Annotated in this window: 10 protein-coding genes; 2 read left to right on the top strand and 8 right to left on the bottom strand. The window is 74.0% G+C overall.

What is annotated here, in order from left to right; translation table 11 throughout:
* Window positions 1–28: 28 nt before the first annotated feature.
* Together AB0J74_RS00400 and gltB are read right to left on the bottom strand one after the other, a co-directional pair.
* Window positions 29–1,504, bottom strand: a complete 1,476-nt coding sequence (locus AB0J74_RS00400) for a glutamate synthase subunit beta (RefSeq protein ID WP_363442613.1) — start codon at window positions 1,502–1,504, stop codon at window positions 29–31.
* Window positions 1,497–6,053, bottom strand: a complete 4,557-nt coding sequence (gene gltB, locus AB0J74_RS00395; RefSeq protein WP_363442610.1) for a glutamate synthase large subunit — start codon at window positions 6,051–6,053, stop codon at window positions 1,497–1,499. Before gltB ends, AB0J74_RS00400 begins: the two co-directional genes overlap by 8 nt.
* A gap of 149 nt (window positions 6,054–6,202) precedes the next feature.
* Between gltB and AB0J74_RS00390 the strand changes: the two genes are divergently transcribed.
* Entirely contained in the window at window positions 6,203–7,045 is an 843-nt protein-coding gene (locus AB0J74_RS00390) for a GNAT family N-acetyltransferase (RefSeq protein ID WP_363442607.1), read from the top strand.
* Between the two features lie 73 nt (window positions 7,046–7,118).
* Here AB0J74_RS00390 and AB0J74_RS00385 read toward each other — a convergent pair whose 3' ends face one another.
* From AB0J74_RS00385 to lgt, 3 genes are all read right to left on the bottom strand, one after another.
* Complete coding sequence (locus tag AB0J74_RS00385) at window positions 7,119–10,265, bottom strand: BTAD domain-containing putative transcriptional regulator (protein ID WP_363442604.1); 3,147 nt, start codon at window positions 10,263–10,265, stop codon at window positions 7,119–7,121.
* 106 nt (window positions 10,266–10,371) lie between these two features.
* Window positions 10,372–11,571 carry an FAD-dependent monooxygenase gene (locus AB0J74_RS00380; RefSeq protein WP_363442601.1) on the bottom strand — a complete coding sequence of 400 codons (1,200 nt, stop codon included), beginning with the start codon at window positions 11,569–11,571 and terminating at the stop codon, window positions 10,372–10,374.
* Between the two features lie 30 nt (window positions 11,572–11,601).
* The gene (lgt, locus tag AB0J74_RS00375) at window positions 11,602–12,720 is read right to left on the bottom strand and encodes a prolipoprotein diacylglyceryl transferase (RefSeq protein ID WP_363442598.1); all 1,119 of its coding nucleotides are present in this window, start codon (window positions 12,718–12,720) and stop codon (window positions 11,602–11,604) included.
* Between the two features lie 138 nt (window positions 12,721–12,858).
* On the opposite strand from lgt, the gene AB0J74_RS00370 reads away from it, so the two are divergent.
* Window positions 12,859–13,359: an NUDIX hydrolase gene (locus tag AB0J74_RS00370; RefSeq protein ID WP_363442595.1), complete on the top strand. Its 501-nt coding sequence runs from the start codon at window positions 12,859–12,861 to the stop codon at window positions 13,357–13,359.
* A gap of 4 nt (window positions 13,360–13,363) precedes the next feature.
* Here AB0J74_RS00370 and trpA read toward each other — a convergent pair whose 3' ends face one another.
* From trpA to trpC, 3 genes are read right to left on the bottom strand one after another with little or no spacing between them, the layout of a single operon-like run.
* Complete coding sequence (trpA, locus tag AB0J74_RS00365) at window positions 13,364–14,167, bottom strand: tryptophan synthase subunit alpha (RefSeq protein ID WP_363442592.1); 804 nt, start codon at window positions 14,165–14,167, stop codon at window positions 13,364–13,366.
* A gap of 1 nt (window position 14,168) precedes the next feature.
* Window positions 14,169–15,374, bottom strand: a complete 1,206-nt coding sequence (gene trpB, locus AB0J74_RS00360; protein WP_363442590.1) for a tryptophan synthase subunit beta — start codon at window positions 15,372–15,374, stop codon at window positions 14,169–14,171.
* Window positions 15,371–16,231 carry an indole-3-glycerol phosphate synthase TrpC gene (gene trpC, locus AB0J74_RS00355; RefSeq protein ID WP_363442587.1) on the bottom strand — a complete coding sequence of 287 codons (861 nt, stop codon included), beginning with the start codon at window positions 16,229–16,231 and terminating at the stop codon, window positions 15,371–15,373. Before trpC ends, trpB begins: the two co-directional genes overlap by 4 nt.
* Between the last annotated feature and the right edge of the window lie 144 nt (window positions 16,232–16,375).

The following is a 16,375-nucleotide window of genomic DNA, read 5'->3' as shown; positions in this document are numbered from 1 at the left end:
CGTAGCGTATTCAGTTAATGACTGTGGATCACGCTGCGAGGGGCTGCGCGGCCGGATCGATCGGTGTCGGCAGCTCGCCCTCGCCACCCAGGTAGGAGTGGATCGCCGAAGCGGCCGCCCGGCCCTCCGCGATCGCCCAGACGATCAGCGAAGCGCCCCGGTGCATGTCGCCGGCCACGAACACGCCGTCGGTGCCGGTCTGCCAATCGGAACGGGCGTCGATCGCACCACGCGCGTTGCGGTCGATCCCGAACTGGTCGAGCAGCGGCTGCGGCTCGGTGCCGTCGAAACCGATGGCCAGCAGCACCAGGTCGGCCGGCAGCTCGCGCTCGGAGCCCGGCACGACGTGGATGCGGCGGTGACCGTCGACCTTGGTCACCGACACCTCGGCGATCCGCACGGCCCGCACCGCGCCGGTGCCGTCGTGCACGAACTCCTGCACGCCGACCGCGAAGTCGCGCTCGCCGCCCTCCTCGTGTGCCGGGTAGTTGCGCAGGATCCACGGCCAGGTCGGCCACGGGTCGCGGGCCTCGTCGCGGACCGCGGGCGGCTCGGGGTAGAGGTCGAGCTGGTAGACCGCCGCGGCGCCCTGCCGGTGGGCCACGCCCAGGCAGTCGGCCGCGGTGTCGCCGCCACCGATGATCACGACGTGCTTGCCGTTGGCGTCGATCGGCGTGCTGGGCTGCAGCCCGGCGGCGACCCGGTTGGCGGGCACGAGATGATCCATGGCCAGGTGTACGCCGCGCAGCCCGCGCCCGGGTGTCGCCGGCGTGTCGCGGCTGAGCAGCGCGCCACAGGCCAGCAGCACCGCGTCGTATTCGGCGCGCAACTGGTCGGCGGTCACGTCGACGCCGACGTTGACGCCGGTCTCGAACGCCACGCCCTCGGCGATGAGTTGCTCGAGCCGCCGGTCGATGTGTTCCTTCTCCAGCTTGAAGTCGGGGATGCCGAACCGCATCAGCCCACCGACCCGGTCGTCGCGCTCGAAGACCGTGACGGCGTGCCCGGCCCGGGCCAGCTGCTGCGCCGCGGCCAGGCCGGCCGGACCCGAACCGACCACCGCGACCCGCTTGCCGGACGAGTGCCCGGCCGGCTGCGGCGTGACCAGGCCGAGCTCGAACGCCCGGTTGGCGATCTCGACCTCGACCTGCTTGATCGTCACCGGCGCGCCGCCGGCGATGCTGAGCACGCAGGACGCCTCGCAGGGCGCCGGGCAGAGCCGCCCGGTGAACTCCGGGAAGTTGTTGGTGGCGTGCAACGACTCGGCCGCGCCGGCCCACTGGCCCGTGCGGACCAGGTCGTTCCAGTCCGGGATGCGGTTGCCCAGCGGGCAGCCCTGGTGGCAGAACGGGATGCCGCAGTCCATGCAGCGGGTGGCCTGCTCGCGGATCAGCCCGTCGTCGGCCGACGAGTAGACCTCGCGCCAGTCCTGGATGCGGACCGGCACCGGCCGCCGCCCGGGGAGCTGGCGGTCGTGGCGCAGGAAACCTTGCGGATCAGGCACGTGCTACCTCCATGACAGCCGTGTCGACGTCATGGCCGGCAGCCTCGGCGGCCCGGATCGCCGACATGACGCGCCTGTAGTCGCGCGGCACGACGGCGGTGAACTCGCGGGCCGCTTCCGGCCAGCGCTTGAGCAGGTCTTCGGCGACGGCCGAGTCGGTCTCCTCGAAATGGCGCTGCACCAGCGCCTGCACGGTGACCTGCTCGTCGTCGGTGAGCGGGGCCAGCTCGACCAGCTCGGAATTGACCCGCGACTCGTCGGCCTGCCAGAGGTAGGCGGTGCCGCCGGACATGCCGGCGGCGAAGTTGCGCCCGGTCGGGCCGAGCACCACGACGGTGCCACCGGTCATGTATTCGCACCCGTGGTCGCCGACGCCCTCGACCACCGTGGTGGCGCCGGAGTTGCGCACGGCGAACCGCTCGCCGACCCGGCCACGAAGGAACAGCTCGCCGCCGGTCGCGCCGTAGAGGATGGTGTTGCCGGCGATGATCTGGGTCTCCGCGTCGAACGGCGCGTCGACGTGCGGCCGCACCACGACCCGGCCGCCGGACAGTCCCTTGCCGACGTAGTCGTTGGCGTCGCCGTGCAGCCGGATGGTCACGCCGCGCGGCAGGAACGCGCCGAACGACTGGCCGCCGGTGCCGACCAGGTCGAGCTCGATGGTGTCGTCGGGCAGCCCGTCGCCGCCGAACCGCCGGGCGACCGCGCCGCCCAGCATCGCGCCGACGCTGCGCTGGTCGTTGCGGACCGCGACGGTGGCCCGCACCGGGGTGCCGTCGGCCAGCGCCGGCGCGGCCAGCGTCAGCAGCTCGTTGTCGAGCGCCTTGGCCAGGCCGTGGTCCTGCTCCTGGACGCGCCGCCGGGCCGCGCCCGCGGGCAGGTCGGGCACGTGCAGCACGGGCGAGAGGTCGAGGCCGTTGGCCTTCCAGTGGTCGATCGCGGGCGCCAGGTCGAGCAGCTCGGCGTGGCCGACCGCCTCGTCGATGGTGCGGAAGCCGAGCTCGGCCAGGTAGCCGCGGACCTCTTCGGCCAGGAACTCGAAGAACGTCTCGACGAACTCCGGCTTGCCGGTGAACTTCTCGCGCAGCTTCGGGTTCTGCGTGGCGATGCCGACCGGACAGGTGTCGAGGTGGCAGACCCGCATCATCACGCAGCCGGAGACGATCAGCGGCGCGGTGGCGAAGCCGAACTCCTCGGCGCCGAGCAGCGCCGCCACGATCACGTCGCGCCCCGTCTTGAGCTGGCCGTCGACCTGCACCGTGACCCGGTCACGCAGGCCGTTGAGCAGCAGCGTCTGCTGTGTCTCGGCCAGGCCCAGCTCCCACGGCGTGCCGGCGTGCTTGAGCGAGTTGAGCGGGCTGGCGCCCGTGCCACCGTCGTGCCCGGAAATGAGGATGACGTCGGCCTTGAGCTTGGCGACGCCGGCCGCGACCGTGCCGACACCGACCTCGGAGACCAGCTTGACGTGCACCCGGGCGGCCGGGTTGACCATCTTGAGGTCGTGGACGAGCTGCGCCAGGTCTTCGATCGAGTAGATGTCGTGGTGCGGCGGCGGCGAGATCAGACCGACGCCCGGGGTGGCGTAGCGCGTCTTGGCGATCCACGGCCACACCTTGTTGCCGGGCAGCTGCCCGCCCTCGCCCGGCTTCGCACCCTGCGCCATCTTGATCTGCAGGTCGTCGGCGTTGACCAGATATTCGGTGGTGACGCCGAACCGGCCGCTGGCCACCTGCTTGACCGCCGACCTGCGCGACGGGTCGTAGAGGCGCTCGACGTCTTCGCCGCCCTCGCCGGTGTTGGACTTGCCGCCGAGCCGGTTCATGGCGATCGCCAGCGTCTCGTGTGCCTCCGCGGAGATCGAGCCGTAGGACATCGCGCCGGTGGCGAACCGCTTGACGATCGCGCTGACCGGCTCGACCTCGTCGATCGGCACCGGCGGCCGGTCGCCGGTGCGCAGCCGGAACAGCCCACGCAGCGAGCCGGCCTTCTCGGCCAGCCCGTCGACGGTCGCGGTGTAGCGGGCGAAGATGTCGTCGCGCCGGCTGCGGGTGGCGTGCTGGAGCAGGAAGACCGTCTCCGGGTTGAACAGGTGCAGCTCGCCCTCGCGGCGCCACTGGTATTCGCCGCCGACGTCGAGCCGCCGGTGGCTGCGCTCGGCCTCGTTGGCCGGGTAGGCGCGGGCGTGCCGGGCCGCGATCTCGGCGTGGATGTCGGCCAGCCGGGCGCCACCGATCCGCCCGGGCGTGCCGGCGAAGTAGCGCTGGACCAGCCGGTCGTCCAGACCCACGGCTTCGAAGACCTGGGCACCGCAGTACGAGGAGACGGTGGAGATGCCCATCTTGGACATGATCTTGAGCACGCCCTTGCTGAGCGCCTTGACGTAGTTGCGGATCGCCTCGGCCGGGGCGACGCCCACCAGCGCGCCGGTCGCGATCAGGTCCTCGGCGGACTCGAAGGCGAGGTAGGGGTTGACCGCGGCGGCCCCGTACCCGATGAGCAGTGCCGCGTGGTGCACCTCGCGACAGTCGCCGGACTCGACGACGAGCGCGACCTGGGTGCGGGTCTGCTCGCGGACCAGGTGCTGGTGGACGGCCGCGGTGAGCAGCAGGGACGGGATCGGCGCGAGGTCGGCGGTCGAGTCGCGGTCGGAGAGGACCAGCACGCGGACGCCGTCTTCGATCGCCTCGGAGACGTGCCGGCAGATCTCGGTGAGCCGGGCCTTGATGCCGGCGGCGCCGTTGCGCAGCGGGTAGAGACCGGAGACCCGGACCGCCTTGAAGCCCGGCAGGTCGCCGTCGTCGTCGACGGAGAGCAGCTTGGCCAGCTCGTCGTTGTCGATCACCGGGCGGGGCAACACGATCTGCCGGCAGCTCGCCGGGCCCGGCTCGAGCAGGTTGCCCTCCGGGCCGATGGTCGACGACAGGCTGGTCACCAGCTCTTCTCGGATCGCGTCCAGCGGCGGGTTGGTGACCTGGGCGAAGAGCTGGTGGAAGTAGTCGTAGAGCAACCGCGGCCGGGTGGACAGCGGCGCGATCGGGGTGTCGGTGCCCATCGAGCCGAGTGGCTCGGCGCCGGAGCGGGCCATCGGGCCGACCAGGATCTTGAGCTCTTCCTCGGTGTAGCCGAAGGTCTGCTGCCGGCGCTGCACCGAGTCGTGGGTGTAGACGATGTGCTCGCGGACCGGCAGGTCTTCGAGGTCGATCAGGCCGGCGTGCAGCCAGTCGTCGTAGGGGTTGGCGGCGGCCAGGTCGGCCTTGATCTCGTCGTCTTCGACGATCCGGCCCTGGGCGGTGTCGACCAGGAACATCCGGCCCGGCTGGAGGCGGCCCTTGGCGACCACGGTGCTCGGGTCGAGGTCGAGCACGCCCGCCTCGCTGCCCAGCACGACCAGGCCGTCCGCGGTGCGCCACCAGCGGCCCGGGCGCAGCCCGTTGCGGTCGAGCACGGCGCCGACCAGGGTGCCGTCGGTGAAGGCCACGCTGGCCGGCCCGTCCCAGGGCTCCATCAGGCTCGCGTGGAAGCGGTAGAAGGCCCGGCGGGCCGGGTCCATCGCGGTGTCGTTCTCCCACGCCTCCGGGATCATCATCAGCACGGCGTGCGGCAACTCGCGGCCGGCGAGGTGGAGCAGTTCGAGCACCTCGTCGAAGTTGGCCGAGTCGGAGGCGGCCGGCGTGCAGACCGGGAACAGCCGGCGGATGTTGCCGGGCAGCTTCGGCGTGGCGAGCAGCGCCTCGCGGGCGTTCATCCAGTTCTTGTTGCCGCGGATGGTGTTGATCTCGCCGTTGTGCGCGATGAAGCGGTAGGGGTGGGCCAGCGGCCACGACGGGAAGGTGTTCGTCGAGAACCGGGAGTGGACCAGGGCGATCGCGCTGCGGACCCGGCGGTTGGTCAGGTCGGGGAAGAACGCGGGCAGCTGGTCGGGCGTGAGCATGCCCTTGTAGACCAGGGTGCGGGCGGACAGGCTCGGGAAGTAGGCGGGTATGCCGCGCTCGGCGGTCTCGCGCTCGGCCTGCTTGCGTACGCAGAAGGCGACCCGGTCGAGGTCGAGCCCGCTGATCGGGGTGCCGGCCGGGCCGTCGGGGCCGTCGTGCAGCCGGTGGGCGGCCAGGAAGACCTGCCGGATGCGCGGCCGGACCAACTCGGCGGTGGTGCCCAGGCCCTCGGGGTCGACCGGCACGTCGCGCCAGCCGAGCACCTCGGCACCCTCGACGATCGCGTATTTCTCCACCACGGTGACGGCCTGGGCGGCCTCGGCGTCTTCGGTGGGCAGGAACACCAGGCCGGTCGCGTAGAAGCCGGCCGGCGGCAGGGTGAAGTCGACGGTGGCCCGGAGGAACTCGTCGGGCACCTGGATCATGATGCCGGCGCCGTCGCCGGTGTTGGGCTCCGCGCCTCGGGCGCCCCGGTGATCGAGCCGGCACAGCGCCGAGAGCCCCTTCGCCACGACATCGTGGGAGCGGCGGCCGGCGAGGTCGGCGACGAACGCGACGCCACAGGAGTCGCGCTCGAAATCCGGGTCGTATAAACCCTGGGGATGCGGCAGTGCCACCGGGCCTCCACGGTCGTCTGGTCACACAGATTGCAGATTCGGGACGACGTCGGCCCTGCTGGGTCTTCTGAGTTTACGTGAATAGCGGCCCTCATCCGCCAGGACGTATTGATCACACGCCCAGGATCTGAGATGTGTACTCTCGCGCGGTGACCACCCCTGATCCTGCCCTCCTGCACCGGCTCGAGGCCTTCTACGACGGCCTGCCCCGGTTCACCGCGCATGCGGAGGAGTTCGGCGGCCTCGTCCTGTTCGTCCGGGACGGCGCGGGCTGGCCGTTCTATGCCCGTCCGCGCCTGGGCGCCAGCGAGCCGCCGTCGGCCGCCGACGTGATGGCGGCCCGGGCCCGGCAACGCGAGCTGGGCCTGCCCGAAGCCTTCGAATGGGTCCACGAGACCACCCCTGACCTGCTCGCCGTCGCCCGCTCGGCCGGGCTGGCGGTGCTCGAGGCACCGCTGATGGTGCTCGACCCGGCGGCGCTGCCCGCCGCCGCCGCGCCGGGCGTCCGGTTGCTCGACCCGCAGGCGCCGACCTTCGCCGCCGACACCGAGTTGTCCCGCGCGGTGGCGGCAGTGGGATTCGGCACACCGGGCACCGAAACCGGCACCGGCGCCGTCGCGGAGCGCGACGCGACCCGGGTGGAGCTCGACGCCGGTGCCGTCGAGGAGGAGCGCCGGGCGATCGTCGAGGGCCGCCGGTTCACCGCCGTGGCCGAGTTGCCCGACGCCGGCCCGGTGGCCAGCGGCATCGGCATGCGGGCCGGCGACGTGGTCGAGATCGCCGGCGTGGCGACGCTGCCGGCCTACCGCCGCCGGGGGCTCGGCGCGGCCGTGACCCTGGCGCTGGCCCGGCAGGCCCTGGCGTCCGGCGCCGGCCTGGTGTTCCTGTCGGCCAGCAGCATCGAGGTGGCCCGGGTCTACCTGAGCGTCGGCTTCCGCCGGATCGGTACCGCCTGCATCGCCGAGCCCGCCCCGGTGGCCGCGCCGGCCTAGCGACGGTATGCCGGTCGCGTGCCGTCCGGGTCGTGCCGCGGGGGCATCGCGAAGGTCGCGGAGCCGGTCGCGATCAGCCGGGCTCGGCCGTCGCGGCGCGCGGCAGGGCCGGCACTACGGGCTCGATAGACGTGGTCACCAGGGTGTCGATGTTGGCGATCCGACCGGCCTGGTGCGCCGCTGCGTAGGCGTCCTCGCCGAGCAGCGCCCGCAACCCGGCGGCCGTCGCCGCCAGCTCGTGCAGCTCACAGGCCGGCACCGGGGTGCCCAGCTCGGTGCGGATCGTCGCCGCCGCGCCGAGCAGGGCGGCGCCGCGCTCGGCCGCGCCGACCGTCCGGGCCGCCTCGGCCAGCGCCTCCAGGACGCTCGCCGTGCGCCACCGGTCGCCGACCTGGCGGTGGGTGGCCAGGCTGCGGGTCAGGTGGGAGACCGCCCGGCCGGTGCGACCGGCCCGCAGCTCGACCAGGCCGCGCAGGTTGTGTGCCCACCCCAGGCCCTCCGGGAAGGCCAGCGCGGTGAACCGGTCGAGCGCGCTGTCGAGCAGCGACGCGGCCCGGTCGGCGTCGCCCTGGTAGAGCGCGACCGCACCGAGGTTCATCAGCGCGGTGGCCGCCGCCTCCGGGTCGCCGAGCCGCTCGAAGCCATCGAGGCTGGCGCGCAGTTTCGGCTCCGCGCGGTCGAGGTCGGTGCCGAGCCAAGCCGTGAAGCCGCGCAACAGCGCCGACTGCGCGATCCCCCAGGCGTCGCCGTGCACGGCGAACAGCCGGGCGGCCGCGTCGAGGTGCGCGGCGGAGACCTTGTATTCGGCGCGTTCCCGGGCCACCGAGCCGAGGGTGAGCTCGACCCGGGCCTCGCCGAGCGGGTCGCCGGCGGCACGGCAGGCGGTGCGGGCCGCCGCCGCGTGCGCGGCCGCCGCCGGGTAGTCGCAGAGCAGCATCGACAGCATCGCGGCGCCGGCGAGCGCCTGGGCACGCAGCGCGGCCGGGGCGTCCGGGTGCCGGGCCAGCGCGTCGACCAGCCAGCCCCGGCCGTCGCGGTAGTAGCCCTCCAGCCGGCAGTAGTTGGCCAGCGCGCCGGCCAGCCGCAGGTCCCCGTGCGGCTCCAGTTCCGACCCGGCCCCGGCCAGCCAGACCATCGCGGCGCGCAGGTTGGCCGACTCGCGGCGCAGCCGGCCGAGCCACCAGCCCTGCGCCGAGCCGCGCAGCCCGCCGCCGGCGCGCTCGGCCAGCGCGAGGAAATGCCGGGCGTGCGCCCGCCGGGCCGCGCCCTCCTCCCCCGCGCCGCGCAACCGGGCCAGCGCGTGCCGGTGGATCGGCATCAGCATCCGGTAGCGCGGGTCGGCACCGGGCCGTTGCGCCTCGACCAGCGACGCCTCGACCAAGGCGACGAGTCCCTCGGCCGCGGCCGGGCCGGCGACGGCCGCGGCCGCCTCCGCGTCGAACCCGCCGGCGAACACCGCCAGCCGGTCGAACAGCTGGCGGGCGGCCGGGTCGAGTTGGTCCACACTGGACTCGACGGCGGCGGCCACGGTGCGGTGCCGGGCCGGCGCGGTCGGGTCCGGGCTGCGCAGCACGCTGTGGTCGGCCAGCAGCCGGGCGACGATCTCAGGAACCGACAACACGGGTGTACGCGCAGCGGCCAGCTCGATCGCCAGCGGCAGCCCGTCGAGTTCGGCGCAGAGCCGGGCCACCGCGTCGGCGTCGGACTCCGGCACCGGGCGGCCGGCCCGGGCCCGGGCGCGCTCCAGGAACAGCCGGCTCGCCGGGTGGGCCGCCAGGCCGGCGATCGTGTGGCTGCCCTCCGGCGCGGGACCGGCCAGCGGCGGCACCGGCACGGTCACCTCGGCCGGCAGTCGCAGCGCGACCCGGCTCGTGGCCAGGATGCGCAGCCGCGGGCACCGGTCCAGCAGGATGCCGGCCAGTTCGGCGGCGCCGGCGACGACGTGTTCGCAGTTGTCGAGCAGCAGCAGCCCGTCGCCGCTGCCCAACGCGCCGGCCAGGGTGTCGGCGATCGGCCGGCCCGGCTCGTCGCGCACGCCCAGGGCGGCGGCGACCGCGACGGCCACCCGCCCCGGCTCGTCGACCACGCTCAGGTCGACGAACCAGACCGGCCCGCGGTCGGCCGCGACCGCGACGGCGAGCCGGGTCTTGCCGCTGCCGCCCGGCCCGGTCAGCGTCACCAACCGCCCGTCGGCGAGCCGGCCGTTGACCTGCCCGGCCAGCCGGTCACGGCCGATCAGCGGGGTCAGCGGCACCGGGAGCCCGCTGCGGGTCGGCGTGGCCACCGCTCGTGCCGGTTCCGGGCACGGCTCGGGCTGCTCCCACCAACTCGCCAGGCCGCCGGAGCGGACCAGGGCGGCGATCTCCCCGAGCCGGCGGCCGGGGTCGACGCCGAGGTTGTCGGCCACGGCGAGCACCGCCCGGTCGTAGACCGCGGCGGCCGCGCGGCGGCCGCGGGCGAACGCGGTCGCGGTCAGCAACAGTTCCCAGAGCCGCTCGCGCAGCGGGTGCCGGTCGAGCGCGTGCTCCAGGCCGGCGACCGCGTCCTCGGCGGCGGTGATCGCGGCCGCGCCCTCCGCAACCGTGTCGGGGTCGGCCGCGGGTGCGCCGGCGGCGGTCAGCGCGGCGGCCACCCGGCGCAGCAGGCATCCCCAGCGGTCCTCGATCGCGGCGGCGCGCATCTGCACCAGCCGGGTGCGCTCGGCCTGCACCCAGCCGAGCGGGTTGACCACGCTGCCGGCCAGCGGGTCGCCGTCGAGGTCGACCTGCCAGAGCCGGAGCCCGGTGGCGAACCGGGCGGACGCGCCGGCCAGGTCGCCGTCGGTCATCAGCTCGCGGGCCCGGCGCAGCAGATGGGTGAAGCGGCTGGCGTCGACGGCCCGGCCGGGCAGCCGCAGCACGTACCCGTCGGGCACCGTGCCGAGCAGGTCGGCCAGGCCGGCGTGGGCCAGCGACTCGGTCAGCGCGGCAGCGGCGGCGACCAGCCGCTCGCCGGCACCGGCACCGCGCTGCCGCGGCACCGTCCAGAGTGCCGCGCCGATCTGGTCGGCCGGGACCGTCTCGCCTGGACGGAGCGCGAGCAGGCCGAACAGGTCGCGCGCGGCCGCCGGCAGCGGCACCTCGACGCCGTCGGCCAGCAGCCGGACCGGGCCGAGCAGGCAGGCTTCGGCGCGGACCGGGCGTTGCCCGTCGACCCCCGCCCCTGACCCGCCGTCATCCACGCACGAACCCCCTGTTTCGGTAGCCGGTAGTCTGCCCGTCCGGCCGCCTCAGGGTCATGGCACGTTCGGCCCCCTCGGCCGGGTTGCTCGGCCGCTTACCACTCGGTCACGCGGGGGGCCGCCACTGTGCGGCGGTGGTCGCGGCGCTGCCGAGCAGGCGCGGGGTGATCTGACCGAGCGCCGCGTCGCGGGCCCGCAGCGCGAGCCGGCCGCGGGTCTGCAGGACCGCCGACATCCGCCGGGTCTGCCGCACCATCGTCGCGGCGCGCGGTCGGCGCTCCCGGTCGTAGCCCTCGATGGCCCGGCGCAACGCGAGGCCGGGCGTCGTGTCGCGGACCGCGGCGGCCAGCGTGGCCGCGTCTTCGAACGCGAGGCAGGCGCCCTGGCCGAGATGGTGTGGCATGGCGTGGGCGGCGTCGCCGAGCAGCACCACGCCGCCCGGCCCGGAAGCGAACGAGTAGGAGCGCGGCAGCGGGCGCAACTCACGCACCTCCTGCTGCACCAGGTCGTCGGGCTCGGTCGCCTCGAGCAGGTCGGCGATCGGCTCGGGCCAGCCGGCATACCAGCGGCGGAGCAGACCGAGTTGGGTGGCCCGCGGCTCCGGCCGGGGCGCGCCGGCGGCGGTGGCGACCCAGTAGACGCCGCCCCGGGTGGACCCGCCCGAGGAGCCGCGCTCGCCCAGCGAGGCGGCCACGAAGCGGTAGCCGGCGCCCAGCGTCTCGCCGCCGGCCGGGCGGCCGGCGAGGCTCTTCGGTGCCCGGTACCACGGGATGACGGCGCGCCAGGCGGTGCAGCCGGAGCTGACCACGGCCGACTCGGGCGCGAGGCGGGCCCGGACCGCGCTGTCGATGCCGTCGGCGGCCACCACCAGGTCGGCACCGAACGGCTGCCGGCCGGCGACCACCACCGGCTGCTCGCTGTCGCCGGTGCGCGCGTCGGTGACCTGGACGCCGGTGCGGATGTCGATGCGGTCGCCGAGGCCGGCGATCAGCGCGTCGTGCAGGTCTTCGCGATGGACGACCACCGGCGCCCGGTGCGCCGCGACCGGCCGGGGCTGCACGAGCCAGTGGCCGTCGGGACGCCGGACGCCGGTCTCACCGACCGGGGTGCCGATCGCGTCGAGCCCGTCGCCGAGCCCGAGCGCCCTCAGCGCCCGGATGCCGTTGGGCCAGAGCACCAACGCGGTGCGGCCGGGCCGCACCCGGTCAGCCTGCTCCAGAAGCGTGACCTGCCAACCGGACCGGGCCAGCGCCCCGGCTGCCGCCAGGCCGCCGATGCCAGCGCCCACCACCACGGCCGTACGCATGGCACCGCCTCTCCGGGGTGGTTGGTCGGATCAGCGGTCGTCTGCGCGGCCGCCCGCGCCGGCGGCCGTGGTGTCGCTGTCGCGCTCATCATCCGTGCCGTCGGTGTCGGCCTCGGCGGACTCGCCGTCCGTCTCGGCCACGGTGCCCCCGTCCGGGTCGTCGTCGGGCACCGCACCGGTCGCCTGGTAGGCCCGGAACTCCTCTTCGGTGACCACCCGGTAGCCGGTCGGGACGGCGGGCGCGGTCGGCTTCGAGGAGACGTCGACGGTCGAGACACCGCCGCCGGCCGGCGCCGGAGCGGGTGCGTCGACGCCGAGCGGGATGACGTACTCGCGGGGGCCCTTGACCCGGAGGAAGTAGATCAGCGCGCCGACGAACACGATCGCGGCGACGAACACGTTGATCCGGACGCCGAGGATGTGTGTCGCCGTGTCGTCCCGGAGGATCTCGATGAAGAACCGGCCCAGCGTGTAGCCCATGACGTAGAGCGCGAAGGCGCGCCCCTTGCCGAACTTGAACTTGCGGTCGAGGGCGATCACCACGCCGGCGATCAGCACGTCCCAGACCAGCTCGTAGAGGAACGTCGGTTGGTAGAGGCCGGGGCGCAGCACCGGCTCGCCGTCGACCAGCGTGGGCCGGCCGGCCGAGTCCATCTCGTGCACCTCGAGGCCCCAGGGCAGGGTCGTCTGCCGGCCGTAGAGCTCGTTGTTGAACCAGTTGCCGAGCCGGCCGATGCCCTGGGCCAGCGGTAGGCCGGGCGCGAGCGCGTCGGCGACCACGGTCAGCGGCAGGCCGAGCTGGCGGGCGCCGAACAGGGCGCCGACACCACCACCGGCCACCGCACCCCAGATGCCCAGGCCGCCCTTCCAGATCTGGAGCGCCTCGAGCGGGTCACCGCCCTCGCCGAAGTAGGCGCCGGGCGACGTGATCACGTGGTAGATCCGCGCGCCGACGATGCCGAACGGCACCGCCCACACCGCGATGTCGAGGATCGCCCACTTGTGCGCGCCGCGCTGGCGGAGCCGGTATTCGGCCACGGCGGCGGCGGCGACGATGCCCAGGATGATGCAGAGGGCGTATGCCCGGATCGGAACCGGGCCGACCTGCCACACGGCGTGAGTGGGGCTCGGAATCGCGGCGAGTGTCACGGGACAACACGGTACCGTCGCGCATGGTGCAAGCGGCACCCCGGGTTCGTCCCGGATCTATCCGGACACCGCACGCATCGAGCGATGAGCCGGCACGACGGCTGACGTTGGCGCGCTCGCGGCGTACGGTCCAAAGGTATGAACTCCCTCACATCCGCGGTCGCCGCGATCGTCACCGACGACGCCGGCCGCGTGCTGCTCTGCCAGCAGAGCCTGGGACACCGCCGGTGGGGGCTGCCGGGCGGGAAGGTCCGTGAGAACGAGAGTCCCATCCATGCCGTCGGTCGCGACGTACGCGAGGAGATCGGTATGGATGTCGAGATCGTCGACCTGGTCGGCATCTACGAGTTGCACGGGCAGGATCTGCCCGACCTCGTGGTGCACGTGTTCCGCTGCCACGACGCGCGCGGCGAGGCCCTGCTGCACACGCCGCAGCGGATCTGCCGGCTCAGCTGGCACGACACCGACGATCTGCCCCAGCCGATGACACCGACCACGCGGATGGCGATCGCCGACGCGGTGGCCGGCCGGGCCGGCGTGCTGTCGAGGGTCGAACGCGATCCCGAGCCCGACTATCCCGACGCCGGCGACGCGGCGGACCAGGCGAGCCAGGACGTGGTCGTCGGTCTGGCGGGCTAGGCGCTCAGCGCCGCACCGCACGCACCCCGGCGGCCAGTTCCGCCGACAACTCCCGCAGTGACGCCAGGCCGGCCGCCTCGTCGGCGGCGTCGAGCACGCAGCGGACCAGAGCGCTGCCGACGATCACCCCGTCGGCGAACGAGCCGACCTCGGCGGCCTGTGCGCCGTCGCGGACGCCGAGCCCGACACCGACCGGCAACTCGGAGTTGACCGCGCGGATCCGCGCGACCAGGGCGGGCGCGGCCGTCGAGGTGTGCTCCCGTGCGCCGGTGACGCCCATCAGCGCGGTGGCGTAGACGAAGCCGCGGCAGTGCGCCACGGTCATCGCCAACCGGGCGTCGGTCGACGACGGCGAGACCAGGAACGTGCGGTCGAGCCCGTGCGCGTCGGAGGCGGCCAGCCAGTCGTGCGCCTCGTCGGGGATCAGGTCGGGAGTGATCAGCCCGGTGCCGCCGGCCGCGGCGTAGTCGCGGGCGAACGCGTCGACACCGTACTGCTCGATGGGGTTCCAGTAGGTCATCGCGACCACCGGTGCCCCCGTGGCGGCGACAGCCTCGACGATCCGGATCGTGTCGGCCACCCGTACCCCGCCGGCGAGCGCGATGTCGCTGGCCTTCTGGATCACCGGGCCGTCCATCACCGGGTCGCTGTAGGGGATCTCCACCTCGATGACGTCGACGCCGGCCTCGACCATCGCGGTCATCGCGGCGATGCTGCCCTTGACCGTCGGGAACCCGGCCGGCATGCAGCCGACGAGGACCGCCCGGCCCTCGGCGCGGGCCTTGTCGAACGCTGTCTCGATGGTCATGTCACAGGATCCCGAAGTAGTTGCCGGCGGTGTGCACGTCTTTGTCGCCGCGCCCGGAGAGGTTGACCACGATGGTCGGCTCCCGGCCCAGGGTCTCGGTCAGCTCCGGGATGATCCGCAGCGTGCCGGCCAGCGCGTGGGCGCTCTCGATCGCCGGGATGATCCCCTCGGTGCGGCAGAGCAACTGGAACGCGCTCATCGCCTCGTCGTCGTCGACCGGCAGGTAGGTCGCCCGCCCGGTGTCGTGCAGCCAGGCGTGCTCCGGACCGACGGCCGGGTAGTCGAGGCCGGCCGAGATCGAGTGGGACTCCAGGGTCTGCCCGTCGGCGTCCTGCAGCACGTACGTGCGGGCGCCGTGCAGCACGCCCTTGGAGCCCGCCGTGATCGACGCCGCCGTGCGGCCGGTGGCGACGCCGGCGCCGCCGGCCTCGAAGCCGTAGAGCCGGACCGCCTCGTCGGGGACGAACGCGTGGAAGATGCCGATCGCGTTGGAGCCGCCGCCGACGCACGCGGTCACCGCGTCGGGCAGCCCGCCGAGCCGCTCCAGCGACTGGGCCCGGGCCTCCCGGCCGATGCCGGAGACGAAGTCGCGCACCAGCTCCGGGAACGGGTGCGGGCCGGCCGCCGTACCCAGCAGGTAATGGGTCTCGTCGACGGAGGCCACCCAGTCGCGCAGCGCCTCGTTGAGGGCGTCCTTGAGCGTGCGGGACCCGTTGGTCACCGGGATGACCGTGGCGCCCAGCATCCGCATGCGGGCGACGTTGAGCGCCTGCCGCTCGGTGTCGAGCTCGCCCATGTAGACCACGCACTCGAGGTCGAGGTAGGCGGCGGCGGTCGCGGCGGCCACGCCGTGCTGGCCGGCGCCGGTCTCGGCGATCACCCGGCGCTTGCCCATCCGCTTGGTGAGCAGCGCCTGGCCGAGCACGTTGCGCACCTTGTGTGCCCCGGTGTGCAGCAGGTCTTCGCGCTTGAGCAGGATCCGCGCGCCGACCTGCGCGCTCAGCCGGCCGGCCTCGTAAAGCGCCGAGGGCGCGCCCGCGTACTCGCGGAGCATCCGGTCGAACTCGGCCACGAACGCCGGGTCGGCCTTGGCACCCCGATAGGCGGCGTCGAGCTCGTCGAGCGCGGCGACCAGCGCCTCCGGGATGAACCGGCCGCCGAACGGGCCGAAGTGCCCGGTGGCGTCGGGTAGCAACAGGTCAGTCATCGCACCGGCCTCGGTGTCGCGGGGTGGTTGCCGGCGTTGACCAGCTCGGCGACCGCGTCGCGGGGGCTCTTCTGGGTCACCAGGCCCTCGCCGACCAGCACCGCGTCGGCGCCGGCGGAGGCGTAGCGGATGAGGTCGTGCGGGCCGCGTACGCCCGATTCAGCGATCTTGACGACGTTGTTGGGGAGCCCGGGCGCGATCCGCTCGAACACCGACCGGTCGACCTCGAGGGTGCGCAGGTCGCGCGCGTTGACGCCGATCACCCGAGCGCCGGCCTCCAGGGCCCGGTCGGCCTCTTCCTCGTCGTGCACCTCGACCAGCGCGGTCATGCCGAGCGACTCGATCCGCTCCAGCAGGCCGGTCAGCACGTTCTGCTCGAGCGCGGCGACGATCAGCAGCACCATGTCGGCGCCGTGTGCCCGCGCCTCGTGCACCTGATAGCTGGAGACGACGAAGTCCTTGCGGAGCACCGGCACGTTGACGGCGGCGCGCACGGCGGCCAGGTCGTCGAGGGAACCACCGAACCAGCGACCCTCGGTCAGCACGCTGATGCAACGGGCCCCGCCGCCCGCGTATTCGCTGGCCAGGTCGGCCGGGTCCGGGATGTCGGCGAGCTGCCCACGCGACGGCGAGGAGCGCTTGACCTCGGCGATCACCGCGACGCCGGGGCGGCGCAGCGCGGCATGGGCGTCACGGGCCGGCGGTGCGGCCGCGGCGAGGCGCTTGACCTCGGCCAGCGGGACCTGCTGCTGCCGACTTTCGACGTCTTCGCGCACGCCCGCGATGATCTCGTCGAGGACACTTACCGGCGTCGCCGGGTTGGCGCCGTCGTCACCCTGCGGTTGATCAGCACTCACCAACGGACTCCCCTTTCCGGGTGTCATGCGCCCGATGCTATGGCCCGCCGGACGGCGGACGGCGTCCGGGGTATGGGCCGTCTCACGCCGCGTGGTCGGGCATAATGCCCGGCCCGTCCCGGCGTGGGTCCCCGCGCCCGGCTG

It is taken from the genome of Asanoa sp. NPDC049573 (genome assembly GCF_040676615.1).
Classification (GTDB): domain Bacteria; phylum Actinomycetota; class Actinomycetes; order Mycobacteriales; family Micromonosporaceae; genus Asanoa.
Note: the sequence above shows the minus strand (reverse complement) of the source record. Positions and strands in the feature narration are given on the sequence as shown.

What these genes read in the sequence shown, in the direction of transcription:
- AB0J74_RS00380 (WP_363442601.1), bottom strand. Translation starts at nt 11,571, where the DNA reads ATGCGTACGGCCGTGGTGGTGGGCGCTGGCATCGGCGGCCTGGCGGCA.
- AB0J74_RS00370 (WP_363442595.1), top strand. Translation starts at nt 12,859, where the DNA reads ATGAACTCCCTCACATCCGCGGTCGCCGCGATCGTCACCGACGACGCC.
- trpA (WP_363442592.1), bottom strand. Translation starts at nt 14,167, where the DNA reads ATGACCATCGAGACAGCGTTCGACAAGGCCCGCGCCGAGGGCCGGGCG.
- trpB (WP_363442590.1), bottom strand. Translation starts at nt 15,374, where the DNA reads ATGACTGACCTGTTGCTACCCGACGCCACCGGGCACTTCGGCCCGTTC.